This window comes from Nocardia sp. IBHARD005, assembly GCF_052814245.1.
The window spans coordinates 6,161,920-6,178,893 of record NZ_CP199935.1 but is presented as its reverse complement, the minus strand read 5'-3'; the positions used below and the strand labels follow the sequence as shown (position 1 = coordinate 6,178,893).

The 16,974-nt window shown below is 65.9% G+C and carries 14 protein-coding genes and 1 pseudogene; 8 read left to right on the top strand and 7 right to left on the bottom strand.

Annotated features, from left to right (window positions below; all coding sequences use genetic code 11):
• Positions 1-37 precede the first annotated feature (37 nt).
• Both ACTWPB_RS28970 and ACTWPB_RS28965 read left to right on the top strand, forming a co-directional pair.
• Positions 38-466: a GlcG/HbpS family heme-binding protein gene (locus ACTWPB_RS28970; RefSeq protein WP_446223613.1), complete on the top strand. Its 429-nt coding sequence runs from the start codon at positions 38-40 to the stop codon at positions 464-466.
• Positions 463-1,671, top strand: coding sequence for a low temperature requirement protein A (locus tag ACTWPB_RS28965; RefSeq protein WP_446223612.1), 1,209 nt, complete (start codon positions 463-465; stop codon positions 1,669-1,671). Before ACTWPB_RS28970 ends, ACTWPB_RS28965 begins: the two co-directional genes overlap by 4 nt.
• A 196-nt stretch (positions 1,672-1,867) precedes the next feature.
• Here ACTWPB_RS28965 and ACTWPB_RS28960 read toward each other — a convergent pair whose 3' ends face one another.
• The 5 genes from ACTWPB_RS28960 to rpsF all read right to left on the bottom strand — a co-directional run bounded on the left by ACTWPB_RS28960 (position 1,868) and on the right by rpsF (position 7,304).
• A complete protein-coding gene (locus tag ACTWPB_RS28960) occupies positions 1,868-4,876 on the bottom strand; it encodes a replicative DNA helicase (RefSeq protein WP_446226528.1) in 3,009 nt (1,002 codons plus the stop codon).
• A gap of 722 nt (positions 4,877-5,598) precedes the next feature.
• The gene (gene rplI, locus ACTWPB_RS28955) at positions 5,599-6,051 is read right to left on the bottom strand and encodes a 50S ribosomal protein L9 (protein ID WP_378916044.1); all 453 of its coding nucleotides are present in this window, start codon (positions 6,049-6,051) and stop codon (positions 5,599-5,601) included.
• A 17-nt stretch (positions 6,052-6,068) separates the two neighbouring features.
• A complete protein-coding gene (rpsR, locus tag ACTWPB_RS28950; protein ID WP_056823934.1) occupies positions 6,069-6,320 on the bottom strand; it encodes a 30S ribosomal protein S18 in 252 nt (83 codons plus the stop codon).
• Between the two features lie 32 nt (positions 6,321-6,352).
• Positions 6,353-6,925 (bottom strand): single-stranded DNA-binding protein, encoded by a 573-nt coding sequence (locus ACTWPB_RS28945; protein WP_378904447.1) that lies wholly within the window; start codon positions 6,923-6,925, stop codon positions 6,353-6,355.
• Between the two features lie 91 nt (positions 6,926-7,016).
• Complete coding sequence (gene rpsF, locus ACTWPB_RS28940; protein WP_056823926.1) at positions 7,017-7,304, bottom strand: 30S ribosomal protein S6; 288 nt, start codon at positions 7,302-7,304, stop codon at positions 7,017-7,019.
• Positions 7,305-7,549: 245 nt separating this feature from the next.
• On the opposite strand from rpsF, the gene ACTWPB_RS28935 reads away from it, so the two are divergent.
• A complete protein-coding gene (locus ACTWPB_RS28935; protein WP_446226527.1) occupies positions 7,550-8,851 on the top strand; it encodes a hypothetical protein in 1,302 nt (433 codons plus the stop codon).
• A gap of 59 nt (positions 8,852-8,910) precedes the next feature.
• Here ACTWPB_RS28935 and ACTWPB_RS28930 read toward each other — a convergent pair whose 3' ends face one another.
• Entirely contained in the window at positions 8,911-10,020 is a 1,110-nt protein-coding gene (locus tag ACTWPB_RS28930) for a DUF475 domain-containing protein (protein WP_446223611.1), read from the bottom strand.
• 69 nt (positions 10,021-10,089) lie between these two features.
• The gene (locus tag ACTWPB_RS28925) at positions 10,090-10,665 is read right to left on the bottom strand and encodes a TerD family protein (protein WP_056823921.1); all 576 of its coding nucleotides are present in this window, start codon (positions 10,663-10,665) and stop codon (positions 10,090-10,092) included.
• Between the two features lie 288 nt (positions 10,666-10,953).
• Here ACTWPB_RS28925 and ACTWPB_RS28920 point away from each other — a divergent pair, with 288 nt between their 5' ends.
• The 5 genes and pseudogenes from ACTWPB_RS28920 to ACTWPB_RS28900 all read left to right on the top strand — a co-directional run bounded on the left by ACTWPB_RS28920 (position 10,954) and on the right by ACTWPB_RS28900 (position 16,892).
• On the top strand, positions 10,954-12,072 hold the full coding sequence (locus ACTWPB_RS28920) for a hypothetical protein (protein ID WP_446223610.1): 1,119 nt from the start codon (positions 10,954-10,956) through the stop codon (positions 12,070-12,072).
• Positions 12,073-12,106: 34 nt separating this feature from the next.
• A complete protein-coding gene (locus tag ACTWPB_RS28915) occupies positions 12,107-13,318 on the top strand; it encodes an HpcH/HpaI aldolase/citrate lyase family protein (protein WP_446223609.1) in 1,212 nt (403 codons plus the stop codon).
• A pseudogene (locus ACTWPB_RS28910) lies at positions 13,315-14,571 on the top strand (phosphoribosyltransferase family protein); the annotation flags it as partial. The gene ACTWPB_RS28915 and the pseudogene ACTWPB_RS28910, both read left to right, overlap by 4 nt.
• A 378-nt stretch (positions 14,572-14,949) precedes the next feature.
• Positions 14,950-16,059, top strand: a complete 1,110-nt coding sequence (locus ACTWPB_RS28905; protein ID WP_446226526.1) for a cysteine protease StiP family protein — start codon at positions 14,950-14,952, stop codon at positions 16,057-16,059.
• Positions 16,060-16,097: 38 nt separating this feature from the next.
• Complete coding sequence (locus ACTWPB_RS28900; RefSeq protein ID WP_446226525.1) at positions 16,098-16,892, top strand: HAD family hydrolase; 795 nt, start codon at positions 16,098-16,100, stop codon at positions 16,890-16,892.
• The last annotated feature ends 82 nt before the right edge of the window (positions 16,893-16,974 follow it).

The window sequence follows — 16,974 nt, the reverse complement described above, 5'->3', positions numbered from 1 at the left end:
TCGTCGAGCAGTTCGCCAAGACCAGGGCGGGTGCGCCATGACCGTGAACCAGACCTCGGTATCCCTCGACGATGCGCAGCGTGTGATCGCCGCCGGACTGGCCACAGCGGCTGAGATCGAGTCGCCGTCGAACATCGCGGTGGTCGATGCCGGCGGCAACCTGGTGGCCCACGCGCGGATAGACGGCGCCTGGATCGGCAGCATCGACATCTCGATCAACAAGGCGTTCACGGCACGTGCTCTGGACATCTCGGCCGAGGATCTCGCGGCCAACGTAGGTCCGGGCAACCAGTTCTACGGAATCCATGTCTCCAACGGTGGTCGGATCATGATCTTTGCCGGCGGTGTGCCATTGCGGCACAACGGCCAGGTCGTCGGGGCGGTCGGTGTCAGCGGCGGCACGGGCGAACAAGACACGACTGTCGCCGAGGCGGCCGCGAAGGCGATGACCACCGGTCGACGATGACGGTCGACGACGGCAACGCCGCCGGGGGACTCGGCCGCGAGCCCGGCACCGACGAATCGCGGGAGCCGCCGGAGACGAATAGGCGGTCGGTAGGCAACCTGGAGTTGTTCTTCGACCTCACGTTCGTGTACGCGATGTCGCAGGTCACCCTCCTGATGCTCAGTGACATCTCCTGGCAGGGTTTCGGCCGGGGTGTGCTCGCTCTGCTCGCCCTGTGGTGGGCGTGGGTGTGCTACGCCTGGCTGACCAACACGTTCGAAGCGGCGCGGGTGATCCACCAGACTCTGATCATCGTCGCGATGGCGGCGATGCTCATCGCGGCGATCGCATTGCCAACCGCATTCACCACCGGGGCCCTCGTCTTCGGGCTCGCATTGTTCGCCGTCCGCCTCATCAACGCCGGCATGTTCATCGCCTCGTCATCCCGAGACGAGGATGAAGTATTGGTGTCGGCGGTCCGCCGACTGGTCCCGGCCCTGCTCGTCGGGCCGGCCCTGATCGTTGCCGCCGCTTTTGTGGCCTCGCCCTACCGTGAGTTGCTGTGGGTCGCGGCGGCGGCGATCGACTTCGGCAGCCCCCTGATAGCGGGAGTCAGCGGACTGCGGGTCGTACCTTCGTATTTCATCGAGCGCCACGGTTCGGTCATCATCATCGCGCTGGGCGAGACGATCATCGCGCTGGGAGCGGGGGCAACCGAAAACCTGCGCCATCCCGGCGTCCTCGGCGCTGTGGTTCTCGGGGTGCTGATCTCGGCCACCCTGTGGTGGACCTACTTCGGCCTCACCGCCGGCGCCGAAGAACGCATGCAGCGAACATCCGGTGTCGATCGGGCACGGTTGGCGCGCGACGCCTACAGCTACCTGCACCTGCTGCTCGTCGCGGGGATTGTCTTCTTCGCACTCGGGGCACGGGTTTCGGTGGAACACATCGACAAACCGTTGGGTCCGCTGGCCGCCGTCGCCCTCACCGGTGGCGTGGCTCTGTTTTACGCCGCCGAGGTGGCCTACCGATGGCGTGACCACCATCAGCTCACCGTCGATCGGCTCCTCGCCGCCGCCGCGGCCCTCCTGGTGTTTCCCCTGGCGATTTCCGTCCCCGCCGTCGTGTCGCTGACCGTTCTCACCGCGATCGGAGTCCTGCGACTCGCATGGGAGCTGTGGCGGCGCCCGCAGATGGGCACCGGCGTAGCGGGAACCGTGCGGTGAGAACGATTCCCGCCGGCGTAAGCACCGCCTAACTAACAGGTCGTCCGGGGAGATCAGACACGTCAACGCCTTCGCGGGGGATGATACTGATCATCCGATAGGGCCCCAGGTAGGCCCGCGCAATCACCGTGGGGTCCGAAATGCCGTGCAACCGTAGCTGAGACAGCACTTCGACCGGCGCGACCCCAGCAGAAGTTCAGCCCCTCGCCATATCCACAAACCTACTCAAATGCAGCTGGTGGGCAACGGTGATGGTCGCGGTGGGGCCGTTACGGTGCTTGCCGACGATGAGGTCGGCCTCGCCGCCACGCGGGTCATCGCGTTCGATAGCGTCCGGTCGGTGTAACAGGATGACCATATCCGCATCCTGCTCGAGACTGTTATGAGAAGTTATACCGTTTGCCAAATAATTATGCGTTCCAGGTACTGTGCCGTCGAAAACATCCTGGTCACCGACGCTGGTGATCTCGATGATCTTGTCCCAGAAGACATCGTTCGTCGCCAGCATGTCTATTTCGGCGTCGTCCAAGACTGCCGCGACACGCGCCAGCTTCGCGCGGCCGGGAGCGTGTTTCCATTTAGAAGCGCAAAACCTGGAACCCAGTGCTGCACCGAACTCTTGGTGGGTCATCTGGTTGGCCAACAGCAGATCGTTGACCTTTGCCCACACTTCCTTAGGTACCGTATCCGAGCCCGGCCGTGGCGCGATGTGAGCAAGTTCGCCGAGTAGATCCTGCGCGGAAGTCCCGCGAGCGCCATGGACTCCGACATCATTCAAGAATCGCAGCTGGTTATCAACACGATCGATTGTCACGTGCCAGCAGGGGCGATACCCGGACTTCTGAGTGCGCATGATGCGGGAATGAATCCCTAGACGCAGCAGTAGCTGTGCGACATCGTCGGCGAGGCGCCGACTCGTCGACGCGTAATACACGCGGCCGATATGACCTTTCACATCCCAGCGCACCGACCCGTCTGTCGCCCACAGGTGCCTCAAGAACAGTGCGATCTGATCGTTGGGTAGCGCGAAAACCGGTTCGGGGACGAACTTTTCGTAGCTGCGCAGACCGAACAGGCCGAGCGAGTCCAACCAGGCGGCGATCGGGTTGCGCTTGCCGTGGGTGAGATGGAACGGCGCGGGCAGGCGCAGAGTGGTGACGCGGGCTGCGGCGTACTCGTCGCGGACCGCGCTGACGCCGAAGTGCTCCGCGGCGGTGGTGACGGCGGCGAGGTTCTCCTCGTCGACGCTGGCGTAGCGGATCGGCTGGCGCTTCACGCACGAGCCGTCGCCGATCATGTGCGCGAGCATCACGATCTCGGCTTCGGGCAGTCGTGTGGTGTGTACGGGTTCCGGGACGAGTCGCGGCGTGGCAAGACGGTCGCCGACCGCGAGCTTGTCGAGGGCGATCCAGCCGTCGACCGTCAGGAACGGGTGGTTGCCGGTGGCTTCCACCTCGCGACCCGAGGCGAGCTTCAGCTTGAATACTTCCTTGTGTCCGCTCGGGAACACTTTCACCATCGGGCGGGCGACCATCCGCATCCGCTCATCGAGCGACCACACGAGTGGCTGCTCACCACTGGCCATCAGTTCACCTAGGGTGACTTCGGCGCCGGTGTCAGCACGCAGGATCCGTGTCGACGCGGGCATACAGCCCGACTCGCGAAGGTCGGAGACCATGGGCCGCTTGTCGGTTCGCTGTTCCGGACCACGGTTCAGCTGCGAGATCGCGATCACCGGAACCTCGAGTTCCTTGGCGAGCAGCTTGAGGTGACGCGAGAATTCCGAGACTTCCTGCTGCCGGGATTCGACCTTCTTGCCCGAGCTCATCAGCTGCAGGTAGTCCACCACAACGAGTTTCAGATCGTGACGCTGCTTGAGCCGGCGCGCCTTCGCCCGAATCTCCATCATGGTGAGGTTCGGCGAATCATCGACGAACAGCGGCGCTTCACTGATCTCGCTCATGCGGCGAGCCAGTTTGGTCCAGTCGTCATCGCTCATGCGGCCGGAGCGCATGTCGCCCAGCTTGATCTTCGCCTCGGCGGACAGCAGGCGCATGACGATCTCGGTGCGGCTCATCTCGAGCGAGAAGATGACGCTGGCCATGCCGTGCTTGATCGAGCAGCTGCGCATGAAGTCCATGCCGAGCGTCGAGTTGTGCGTGGGCACCATGGTGCGACCGGCCAGGTACATGTGGTCGGCGTTGTCGATCTCGACGCAGCGGACGAGTACCGGGTCGACCTTGCGGACATCGACGATCTGACGGGCCGACGAACGGGCGGATCGGGGCACCATGTGGGCGAAATTATCCCTGGGTGTGCGCAGGCTGTGCGCGATCTCGCCGGTCGTCCGCACCACCGGATGCGGTGCCAAGGTGGGGGCGAGCGTTGTCCACTGGTGCTCTTCGTCGGCGGTGATCACGGTGCCGTCGGAGAATTCGACCTCGTAGCAGGGCCGGTCGGTCATCTCCTCGGTGGCCGCGAGCACCCTGGTGGGCCTGCCATCGGCCCCGAGCAGCTCGTCACCGACGCGAACCTCACCCATCGTGGTCCAACCACCGGGCGTCGGCAGCGGAGTGTCGAGCGCCAGCGCCTTACCGACACCGGGTCGGGCCGCCACGATGATCATCTGACCCGGGTGCAGACCGTTGGTGAGTTCGTCGAGTTCGGTGAAGCCGGTGGGGACGCCGAGGGAGATGCCGCCGCGGGAGGCGATGGAGTCGATTTCGTCCATGGTGGGCTGGAGGAGTTCTTCCAGCGGGGTGAAGTCCTCGGTGGTGCGGCGTTCGGTGACCTCGTAGATCTCGGCCTGCGCGCGGTCGACCACTTCGGCGACGTCCTGGCCGTCGGCGCCCGCGTAGCCGAACTGGACGATGCGGGTGCCCGCTTCGACGAGGCGGCGCAGGATGGCCTTCTCGGCCACGATCTCGGCGTAGAAGCCGGCGTTGGCCGCGGTGGGGACGGTCTGGGTGAGGGTGACCAGGTAGGGCGGGCCGCCGATGCGCTTGAGTTCGCCGCGGCGGTCGAGACCGGCCGAGACGGTGACGGGGTCGGCGGGTTCGCCGCGGCTGTAGAGGTCGAGGATGGTGTCGTAGACGGCCTGGTGCGCGGGGCGGTAGAAGTCGCCGGGGCGCAGCACCTCGATCACGTCGGCGATGGCGTCCTTGCTCAGCAGCATGCCGCCGAGGACGGACTGCTCCGCGGCCATGTCGTGCGGAGGCTGACGGCCGAAGTCCTCGCCGGGGGGTTCAGGCGTGAACTCGGTTTGCGCGCGGTCACCGGTGGTTGTCACCAGGGGAGTCCTCTCTGCCCGCAGAACCGGGGGTTACACATCGATGTACTCGTTGTACTCCCGGACACCGACACCGATGTCAGCAATCGGTTGCCTGCGCGATTCCCGGGGCCGCCCGCAGGGCAATGCGACGAACCTAGGCGACGTTTTCGGGACTCGCCAAGCCGACATGTGCACACAACTGTGGATAACTTGGGGGTAGTTCACCCGTTGTTGTGCAGCGCCTGTGGAAAACATGGGGAAAACCCAGGTCAGTACGGAAAAACGCCCTGCTAGGCCCTGGTTTGTCCAACTTCGGCCCTGTGGATGAAAGAAGTTCCGGCGTGTCGGTAAAGGTGAACAGCCGGGCGTGTTGGGTAAACAGCGATGGTGCTGGGTATGACTGGAGTCACAAATCTGCCGGTCGGTTTCCTCGGTCATCCACAGGGTGAATAACCGGAGGTCAACAAGTTACCGACCGTGAGCCGCGCAACACGACCTCCGCCGACCGCGACATCGGCTACCGGTCAGTTATCGCGAAATCGGCCTGAAAAAGGCAAGCAGAAACCACCCCTGTGCACGCACAGGGGTGGTTTCCGGCGAACTGTGTCACGGCGGCTGGCGCCGCAGTTCTCGGCCCTGTGGGCCTCGACCGAGAACTAGTTCGCAGCAACCTCGAGGTTGAACTTCGCCGACACATCGGGGTGCAGGTGCACCACGATGCCGTGCTTACCGGTCGCCTTGATGTGCGACTTCGGCAGCTCGATGCTGCGCTTGTCGACCACGGGGCCACCAGCGGCCTTGATGGCCGAAGCCACGTCGGTGGTGGTGACCGAACCGAACAGCTTGCCGCTGTCGGCGGTCTTCACGGCCAGCGAAACCGCGGCGAGGCCCTCGATGGCCTGCTTCAGCTCGTTGGCGTGATCCAGGTCGCGCACCTTGCGGGCGTCCTGGGCGCGACGGATACCGTCGACCTGCTTCTGGGCGCCACGGGTGGCCGGGATGGCCAGACCGCGGGGCAGCAGGAAGTTACGGCCGTAGCCGTCCTTGACCTCGACAAGGTCGCCGGGGGCGCCGAGGTTGTCGACATCAGCGGTGAGGATGAGCTTCATCTGTGTGACTCCCTTTCTCAGCGAGCGGTCGACACGTAAGGAAGCAGAGCCACCTCACGCGAGTTCTTGACGGCGACAGCGATGTCACGCTGGTGCTGCACGCAGTTGCCGGTGACGCGGCGAGCGCGGATCTTGCCGCGATCGCTGACGTACTTACGCAGCAGCGTGGTGTCCTTGTAATCGATATTGACGATTCCGGACTTTGCTTCCTTGCAGAAAGCACAGGCCTTCTTCTTCAGTACCTTTTCGCGCGCGGGCGCTTTAGGCATGGTTTTCTCTCCGTACTATGAGTGCCGTTCGATCAGAACGGCGGTTCGTCATCCATGCGGCCGCCGCCCCCGAAGGAGCCGGCCGCGGGCGCGCTACCCCACGGATCGTCTTCGCCACCGGCATTGCTGCCGCCGGCCGGACGTCCGCCGCCATTGTTGGCGTTGTAGCCGCCTGCGCTAGATCCACCACCGGCATTGCCGGAACCACCACTGAAGCCGCCACCGCCGCCTCCGCCACCGCGACCGGCCTTGGAGACCTTCGCAGTCGCGTAACGCAGCGAAGGACCGACTTCGTCGACCTCGAGCTCGACCACAGTGCGCTTCTCACCCTCGCGGGTTTCGTAGGAGCGCTGCTTGAGCCGACCACTCACGATGACGCGAGCGCCTCGGGTCAGACTTTCGGCGACGTTCTCCGCTGCTTCACGCCAGATGTTGCAGCGCAGGAACAGAGCCTCGCCGTCTTTCCATTCGTTCGAATTACGATCGAAGACGCGGGGCGTGGAAGCGACGGTGAAATTCGCCACCGCTGCGCCCGCGGGCGTGAAACGAAGCTCCGGGTCTGCCGTCAAGTTTCCGATGACGGTAATGACCGTGTCGCCTGCCATGGGGGTTCCTCCTGCTCGGGGTGCAGTCCGCTGCTCGTGTTGCGCTAGAGCCTAGAGATAGGCACCGACGAAAACGAGAAGTCGATGCGGACTACTTGTCGTTGCGCAGAACCTTGGTGCGCAGCACCGTCTCGTTCAGGCCCAGCTGGCGGTCGAGTTCGCTCACGGTGGCCGGGGTCGCGGTCAGGTTGACGATCGCGTAAATGCCTTCGGCCTGCTTGGCGATTTCGTAGGCGAGCCGGCGGCGGCCCCAGATGTCGACCTTGTCGACGTTGCCGCCCTCGGTCTTGACGACCGTGAGCAGGGTATCCAGGGACTGCCCGACGATGCGCTCGTCCAGGCTCGGGTCGAGGATGACCATTACTTCATATTGACGCACGGACCAATCACCTCCTGTGGACTAGGAAACGGCCATGGACTCTCCATGGCAGGAGGGTTCGTTGCGTCAGCAACCCGCCAAGGCTACATGAGCGGGTAGTGACCAGCGAAATCGATGCCTGGCGCGGGTGTGCACGGGTGATCGGCGCGCCGCCGCATAATGTGGTCGCCATGACCACAGCAGGCCCGCGACAGCGCGCAGCACGACGCGGCGCGGCGTGGGGCGCGGCGTTGAGCATCCTGGTGATGCTGCTGTGTGGACTCACTCTCGCGCTGGCCTATGCCAACAAGGCCAGGTGCGCGGGCGGCGCGATCGATGAATCCGGTCGCAGTCTGGTATTCGAGGAGCGCAAGGATTCGGATGTCTGCTATTCCGATATCCAATTCCTCTGGCTCGGCCGCGATATCGACAATCACGTCTTCCCGTACGTCGACGGCGCGATCACCGATGACGGTGCGCTGACCGGCGGCGCGGTGGAGTACCCGGTGCTCAGCGGTGTGCTGATGTGGGCGGGCGCCATCGGGGTGGACAACGACGCCGACTTCCTGTGGCACTCGGCGCTGTTACTCGCACCGTTCGCCCTGCTCACGGCCTGGATGCTGGCCAGGCTCGCAGGCCCGGCGGCGCTGCTGTGGGCGATCGGGCCGCCGCTGGTGTTCTACGCCTTCCACAACTGGGAACTGCCGGTGGTGTGCACGGCGGTGGCGGCGGTCTTTGTGATGACGATGCCGACCGGCCTGTCCGTGCGCACCCGCGGAATCATCGCCGCGGTACTGCTCGCGCTGGGGTTCTGTCTCAAGCTCTATCCCGGAATCTTCGTGCTGCCGCTCGCGGTGTTCGTGCTCACCGAGGGCGCCCCGCGCGGTCGGCGCCGGATCGGCGAGCTCGACGTGGCGGGGGCCGCGCAGACCCTGCTGGCCGCGATGGGCACGGTCGTGGCGGTGAACCTGCCGTTCGTGCTGGCCGGGGTGGAGGGCTGGCGCGCCTCGATCACGTTCCAGCAGCTGCGCCAGGCCGACATCACCACCAACTCGATCTGGTATTGGGGCCACCGGCTCCTCTTCGGCCGGTCGGCGGAAACGACACAGACCTGGCACGACGCTGTCGCGATCGCCTCGCCTGCCTTGATCTTCGGTGGGTTCGCGCTGGCCATGTGGCTTGGCTGGCGGCGCTGGACCCCGAGTTCGGCGTACCCGTGGGTGGGCGTGAGCGCGGCGATGCTTGCCGCCTTCATGCTTTTCCACAAGGTGCATTCACCCCAGTACACCCTGTGGATAATTCCGTTCCTGGTATTGCTGGAGGTGCCGTGGTCGCTGGTCGCGGCCTATCTGGTGGCCGACGCGGCGGTGGGCGTCGGGGTGTTCCGGTACTTCGCCGCGCTGGGCGAGGGCGAGGGCGTCGAACTGATGGAAGGGATTGTCCAGTTCGGCGTGTGGCTGCGCACCGCGCTGTTGATCACCCTGTTCTTCCTCTTCCTGCGGGCGAGGGTGCGCGGCGGGCGCATCGCACCGAGCACCGCGCTGGGCCGCCAGCTGCAACCCGCGTAAACGACAACGGCGGCGAATCCCGGATGGGACTCGCCGCCGTGTGAATCTTCGGCCTTTGATCAGCTGACCGGAGCGGATTCCTTGGCGTCCTGCACGGCGTCGGGCTCGGCCTTGCGGTTGCGCAGGACGCTGGAGACGAGCGCCGCGCCGATGAACGCCACGCCGATCAGGCCCGTGATGAGCTCGTTGACGTGCACGCCGATCGAGACGAGCAGGATCGCCGCCAGCGCACCGATCGCCCAGTGGGCGCCGTGCTCGAGGTACACGTAGTCCGACAGCGTGCCCTGGCGAACCAGGTACACCGTGATCGACCGGACGAACATCGCACCGATCAGGCCGAGGCCGAGCGCGATGATGATCGGGTCGGAGGTGATGGCGAACGCGCCGATGACGCCGTCGAAGGAGAACGACGCGTCGAGCACTTCCAGGTAGAGGAACAGGAAGAACGCGGCCTTACCGGTCGCCTTGACCAGCGTGGACGGGCCGCCCGACGGGCCTTCTTCGAACTCCTCGGTGTGGAACATCGAACCGAGCCCGTCGACCAGGATGTAGACGATCATGCCGAGCAGACCGGCGACCAGCACGGTCGAGCGATCCTCGTCCTTGGCCAGGAATTCGGCGACCAGCACCAGGCCGGTACCGGAGACGACCACCGACAGCATGTCGAGCTTGCCTGCCTTGGCCAGCGGCTTCTCCAGCCAGCTGAGCCAGGTGATGTCGCGCTCTTCGAAGATGAAGTTCAGGAACAGCAGCGCCAGGAACATGCCACCGAACGCCGCGATCTGCGGGTGCGCGGCGGTGAGCAGGGTCTCGTAGCTCGGGCTGCCGTCAGCGAAGGTGGCCGCGTCGTTGGCCGGCGGGTTGAGGGCCAGATCGAAGGCGTCGATCGGGTTCAGTCCGGCGGTGACCCACACGATGGCCAGCGGGAACACCAGACGCATACCGAACACGGCGATCAGCACGCCGATGGTCAGGAAGATCCGCTGCCAGAACTCGCTCATCCGTTGCAGGACGGTGGCGTTGATGACAGCGTTGTCGAACGACAGCGACACCTCGAGAATGCCGAGGATGGCGCACAGTGCGAGAGCGGTCAAGCCACCGTAGAGGTAAGCCACGACCAGCGAGACCACCGTGATGGCGATGGACAGGCCGAAGATGCGCGTTATCACGCGGAGGGACCTTTCTGTTTCGCACAAACAGGGGGCCCGATGTGTCGAGCCCCCTGTTCGCGATGATGACTAGACGTTGACGCCGTAGTCGCGGGCGATACCGGACAGGCCGGAGGCGTAACCCTGTCCAACAGCGCGGAACTTCCATTCGGCACCGTTGCGGTACAGCTCGCCGAAGACCATAGCGGTCTCGGTCGAGGCGTCCTCGGACAGGTCGTAGCGGGCGAGCTCGGTGCCGTTGGCCCGATCGACCACACGAATGTAGGCGTTGCGCACCTGGCCGAACGACTGCGAGCGGGTCTCGGCATCGTAGATCGATACCGGGAAGAAGATGCTCTCGATCGTCGGCGGGGTGTTGGCGAGGTCGACGTTGATGACCTCGTCGTCGCCTTCGCCTTCGCCGGTGGTGTTGTCGCCGGCGTGCTCGATGGCACCTTCGGGAGACTTCAGGTTGTTGAAGAAGACGAAGTGCTTGTCGGAGACGACCTTCTTGTCGGCGCCGGTCGCGATGGCGCTGGCGTCGAGGTCGAAGTCGGTGCCGGTGGTGGTGCGCACGTCCCAGCCGAGGCCGACCGACACAGCGGTCAAGTTCGGAGCCTCTTTGGTCAGCGAAACGTTGCCGCCCTTGGACAGACTGACACCCATGCGGGAATCCCTTCGGTTAGTCCGGTGTGTCGTTTCCCAGCATGTCCGAATCGCCGGGTACCGCTACGACAGTAATAGGTTTCGCGGATCTTGCGTAGGAACCGTCTGCAGCCCAGGTTAGCGGGGGGAATCTCCTACCATCGACGGCAGTGAGCGCCACGGTCCGCACGCGTGGTTCGGAAAGGGGATGTGCCGGTGACACCTCGCAGACGCGGATGGTTCAGATCGGGGGCGGATCATGAGTGGATCAGCGGGGCGCGGGCCGCTACCTCGGCCGCCTTTCTGGATATGGATCGCAGGCAAACGGCGGCGGAGGCGGGCGTGGTGGCCAGTGAGCAGGTCTTCCCCGAGCGCCGGATCGGCGCGATCTGGGAGCCGGTGCGCGCGCGGTGCTATGCCGCGGCGGGCGCGTACCTGAGCTTCACCGATGAGCTCGACACCGCCGAGGCCGCGGGCACCCCGATCGCGGACGGCCAGGCCAGAGCCGACGTGTTGGTCGGGCAGCTGAACGACGCCGCACGCGGGGTCGATAATTTCTACAACGCGCACCGCAACGGCCTCGCCGAAGCCTCGACCGTGCGGGCGTCGGTGCCGCAACTGCTCACCCATGTGCGTGCCGAGGCCGAGCAGGTACTTGCCGCGGCCGAGTCGTCCGGATTCACGAAATACCCGTCGATCTCCGCTGGTGTAAGGAGCCTGAATGAGGCTCTGATCACAGCCTCTTCGACCGATCCCGGCACGGCTGTCGCGAGCGCGCGCGAGGCCGCGGCACAGGTTCAGCGGGCGACCACGGAATTGTCGAATGCCTTGTCGCAGGCGCCTTCTCGTGCCTCGGCTGCCGCGAACGCGATCGCCTCGGTCACTACCAGGCTGGCCGCGGTCGGCAATCGCGCCGGCGCGCTCGGCCCGGCCTACTCCGCGCTGCTTCGTGAGTTCAGTGCTGCGAGTTCGGCGGACTTGACCAACAATGAGCGGGAAAGCCGTCGTGGCATGGACGCCGCCGACGAGGCACTGGTCGGTGCGCGCGTCGCGGCAGCCGATCGTGATCCGGAGACCGCCCTTGATTTGACCGCCACCGCACGCGAGTACCTCGCCGAGGCCGAGCAGTTGGTCGACGCCGTCACCCGGCGCCTCGAATTGTTACGTGAGGTACGTACCGACCCCGGAGCTCAGGCTCGCACCGTACGATTCCGGCTGCGGGACGCGCAGATGCTCGCGGTCGACCGAGGACTGGTCGCCGAGTGGGGCTCGGTTCTCGATGCACAAGCCGAGCGCCTCGACCGCATCACTGCTGGACTGACGGGTCGTCATCCAGACTATTGGGCGTATGTTACCGAGCTGGGCACCGTCGCAGAGTTCATCGCAGGCGTGGTCGAGCGCATCAGAAAGAACGCTTCCGAAAAGTAGAAATGACAATGGTTCGACAGATGAGGTGGGGGGAATGACCGCGGGCTACGCCATCGCACCGGAAGTTTGCTTGCGAAAGCAGGTGCCGCTGCGCCATTTCCAGCAGTTGCAGGGGCCCCGCAGCCGGGAGTTGTTCCTGGTCGAACCGGAGCCGATTCAAGGCCACGGCGACCGGGAGCTGTTGGCGACCGCGCTCGGCGCGACGCTGTACGTGCCCGCGACCCGCCCCGATCTCGCCGCGACGATCCGCCGACGGGCCGAGCGCGGGGTGTGCTCGATGGTGATCGACCTAGAGGACGCCGTCGCCGATCACCAGGTCGAGGCCGCCAAACAGCACGCGGTGGACACCCTGGACCTGCTGGCACGCCGCGAAGCCGCCAATCCGATGCTGTTCATCCGGGTCCGCGACGCGGCCTCGGTCGGCGAGCTGGTCGCCGCGCTCGGGCCGGGCGCCGACGTGCTCACCGGATTCGTCTTCCCCAAGTTCGACGCTGTCAGCGGGCCCGCCTACCTGGCCGCCCTCGACGACGCCAACCGCGAGCTCGGCCGTCCCGTGTACGCGATGCCGGTGCTCGAATCGGCGAACCTGGTGCACCGTCAGACCCGCGACGAGCAGCTCTCGCGCATCGCCGAACTGCTCGCGCAACACCGTGAGCAGCTGCTGGCTGTGCGGATCGGCGCCACCGACATGTGCTCGACCTTCGGCATCCGCCGCGACCGCGACCTCACGATCTACGACGTGCGGGTGGTCGCCGACGTGATCGCCGATATCGTCAACTACCTCGGGCGCGTCGACGGCACCGGCTTCATCATCACCGGACCGGTGTGGGAGTACTTCGCCGATCACGAGCGGATGTTCCGGCCGCAGCTGCGCAGCGCGCCCTTCGAGGAATCCGACGCGGTGAAGTTCCGCCAGTACCTGGTGAGCCGCGACCTCGACGGCCTGCTGCGCGAGATCACCCTCGACCGCGCCAACGGCATCCAGGGCAAAACGGTGATCCACCCCTCGCATGTGGCGGTGGTGCACGCGCTGTCGGTGGTGACCCACGAGGAGTACGCCGACGCGCTCGACATCATGGAGGCCGATGTCGGTGGCGTGGCGGCCTCGGAATACCGCAACAAGATGAACGAGATGCGCCCGCACCGCAGTTGGGCCCGCCAGACGCTGGTGCGGGCCCGTGCGTTCGGGGTCGCGAACAAGGGAGTGTCTTTCGTGGACTTGCTGACAGCGATGATCGCCGAATGAACGGCGTCGGTCTCGACCGGGAAATCCCCTGGGCGACAGTGAATCTGGGAATCGAACTGCACCACGGTTCGTCCTTCGCCGCAGCCCGGGAAGGCGATACGCACCCCGTGGACCTGTCGTCGGCGGCGACTGCGCACGACGATGCGCCGGCTGCGGACTCGTCGTCGACCGCGCCAACTGCGGGCGACACGCTGCCCGCGAAACTGTCGATCGCCGAACTGGTCCAGCCCGGTCTGCGCCGGAATCCGCGCCGGGCGCACCTGCTGGTGTCCACCGTGCTGGGCAAGCACCTGCCGACCGACCCTCGCGTGGTGATCGGCGCGGGTAACCGACTGGGTGATCTCGTGCGCGAGGTGCTCGGTGATCGTGAAGCTGTCGTGCTCGGATTCGCCGAGACCGCTACCGGTTTGGGTCACTGTGTGGCCGCGCGGATCGACGCGGGTTGCTACCTGCACTCCACTCGCCGCCACGAGTCCCGTGCCACCACGCTCACCGGCTTCGAGGAGGGTCATTCGCACGCCACCTCGCACCTGCTCCAGCCCGCGCCCGCTGCGATCTTCGCCAACGATCTCCCGCTGGTGCTGGTCGACGACGAGATCTCCACCGGCGACACCGCCATCGACGCGGTGCGCGCGCTACACGCCTTCGCACCTCGCGCGCACTACGTGCTCGCCTCGCTGGTCGACATGCGCACACCGGCCGATCGGACCAAGTTCGAAGCCGCCGCAGCGGAACTCGGTGCGCGCATCGACACGGTCTGCCTGGCCTCCGGTCGCACCGAACTGCCTGCCGAGCTGATCGACACCGTGACTGCCCTGCCCGATCCGCAGCTGAATCCGGTAGCCGCCCAACCCGGTTCGTATGGTCGCATCGAATTGACCTGGCCTGCCGACGTTCCCGAGGGCGGCAGGCACGGGATCCTGCGCTCGGATGGCGCCGCTTTCGACGTCGCGTTGAAATCCATTGCCGGCGAGGTGAACATCCGCCTCGACGCCGAGTTCGCCGGACGCCCCGTCATCGTCGTCGGCCACGAAGAACTCATGTACCTGCCCCTGCGCCTGGCCGCCGACCTGGCCGACGCGGGCACCCCCACCCGCTTCCAAACCACCACCCGCTCACCGGCATACGTCCTCGACGAACCCGGCTACCCCCTCCGTCGCGGCTTCCGCTTCACTGCTCCGGAGCCCGACGCCACCGCCCAGCGCTACCTGTACAACGCGCAGTGGCCTGATGCCGACGCGGTCCTGCTGGTCGTCATCGATCCGCCCGCCGATACCCCCGAACTGGTCGCCCCCGGCGGGCTGGTGGAGGTCCTCACCGCATCGGGAGCCGACGTCCTGATCGCCGTACTGCCAGGCGCGGATCCCCGTGCACTGCACGCGGGCCGTGCCGCCGGGCCGGTCGCGGCGACGGCCGCGTTGTCGGGCAACGGCACCGAGCCGGTGCGCGGCGGCGATACCGCGGGCAGCGCCGATTCTGGGCGCAGCGCCGATTCGTCAGGTCGGGCCGATTCGGCGAGGCGAGGTGAATCGCCGGTGGACACCGATTCGGCAGGACGCGACGATCACGCGCAGCCCAGTGCCGGCGCGAATCACCGGCCGGGTGGTGGCGACAGTGCTCTCCCCGAGCCGCTGCACGGCCCCGAGTTCGGTTCGTATGCGCCCGAGGATGTTTCGTGGCTGCTCAAGGATCTCTCCGACGCCGATCTGGAAGCCGATGTGACCGAACGCGAGCGGCGCATCCAGGCAGGCGTTGCCCATTACGCGGAGTCGCTGCCGGTGGAGTTCCAGCCCGACGCCGAGTATCGCGAGCTCTTCGATCGCGTGCTGGCCGACAGTGCTGAGCGACTCGCTCTGGCGGTGGCGACCGTGGCCGAACTGGTGATCGCCGAACGCGGCGAGAACATCGTGCTCGTCTCCTTGGCGAGGGCGGGAACCCCGGTCGGCGTGCTCATGCGCCGTTGGCTCACCAGCGGAATCGGCCGCGCGCCCTTGGCTGTCCCGCACTACGCCGTCTCGATCGTGCGTGACCGTGGCATCGACGCGGTGGCATTGGATTACCTTGCCCGACACCACGATCCGTCCTCGATCGTCTTCGTCGACGGCTGGACGGGCAAGGGTGCGATCACCCACGAACTCACCGCCGCTCTCGACGCGTATCACGCCGCGGGTGGCGCCCGGTTCAACGACGAGCTCGTCGTCCTCGCCGATCCCGCCAACTGCGTGCGCACCTATGGCACCCGCGACGACTTCCTCATCGCCTCCGCCTGCCTGAATTCGACAGTGTCAGGGCTGGTTTCACGAACGGTCCTCAACGACACCCTGATCGGCCCCGGCGAGTTCCACGGCGCCAAGTTCTACCGCGACCTGATCGGCGCAGATGTCTCGAATCAGCTGATCAACACCGTCACGGCGGCTTTCGACGTGATCGGCGACAAGGTCACGGCCGCCGTCGACGCGATCCGGAATTCCGACCGTACCCCGGACTGGTCCGGCTGGGCCTCGGTCGAGAAGGTTCGCGCCGAATACGGCATCAGCACAGTCAATTACGTGAAACCCGGCGTCGGCGAGACCACCCGCGTGCTGCTGCGCCGGGTACCGTGGCGGGTGCTGGTCCGCGAGGCAGACGCACCGGAGCACGCCCACATCCGACTGCTCGCCGCGGCGCGCAATGTCGCGGTGGAAGTGGTCCCCGACCTGGCCTACTCCTGCATGGGCCTGATCAAGGAGTTATCCCGGTGACCGCCGAGTCCCTCTTCGCGACCGATCTGGATCGCACGATGATCTTCTCCCGCAACGGCTTCGGTGGTGCGGAGGCCGTCGCGAAGGAATGTGTCGAGTACTACGAGGGCGAGCCGCTCTCCTATATGACCGTCGCCGCCATCGCCGCCCTGCGCGAGCTCGCAGCCCTCGCCCCGGTCATCCCCACGACCACCCGCACGATCGAGCAGTTCCAGCGCATCTCCCTGCCGGGTGCGCCCTGGCGCTATGCGATCACCAGCAACGGCGGCAATATCCTCGTCGACGGTATCCCTGATCCGGCCTGGCGGGTCGCCATCGACGACCAGGTCAACGCATCCGGCGCCACCCTCGCCGATGTCGGCGCTGAATTACGTTCCCGCATAGACGATTCCTGGGTGACCAAGTACCGCGAAGCCGACGAACTGTTCTGCTACCTGGTGGTCCGCCCCGACGAGGTCCCCACCGGTTTCCTCGCCGAATGGGATTCCTGGTGCCGTGCCAACGGCTGGTCGGCATCGCAGCAGGGCCGCAAGATCTACACCATGCCCGACGCCGTCTGCAAGAGTCTCGCTGTCGCCGAGGTTCGCAGAAGGCTGACCGAGCCAGGCGAATTGGCAAGTACCGCAACCCTGTTCACGGCCGGTGACGGTGCTCTCGACGCCGAGATGCTGAAGGCCGCCGACGCCGCGATCCGCCCCCGCCACGGTGAGCTGGAAGAACTGAACTTCACCGCACCCAACCTGACGATCACCACCGCCGCGGGCATCCTCGCGGGCGAGGAGATCCTCGATTGGTTCCACGCTGCCGCGCGACGCGCCGCCGTGCCGGCCTAAATCAACGAGGACCGCTCCACAACCGCGCCGACCGCCGAGGGAAGAAGTCGGACAACCGATCACCAGGCCCTCAGGGATTTTC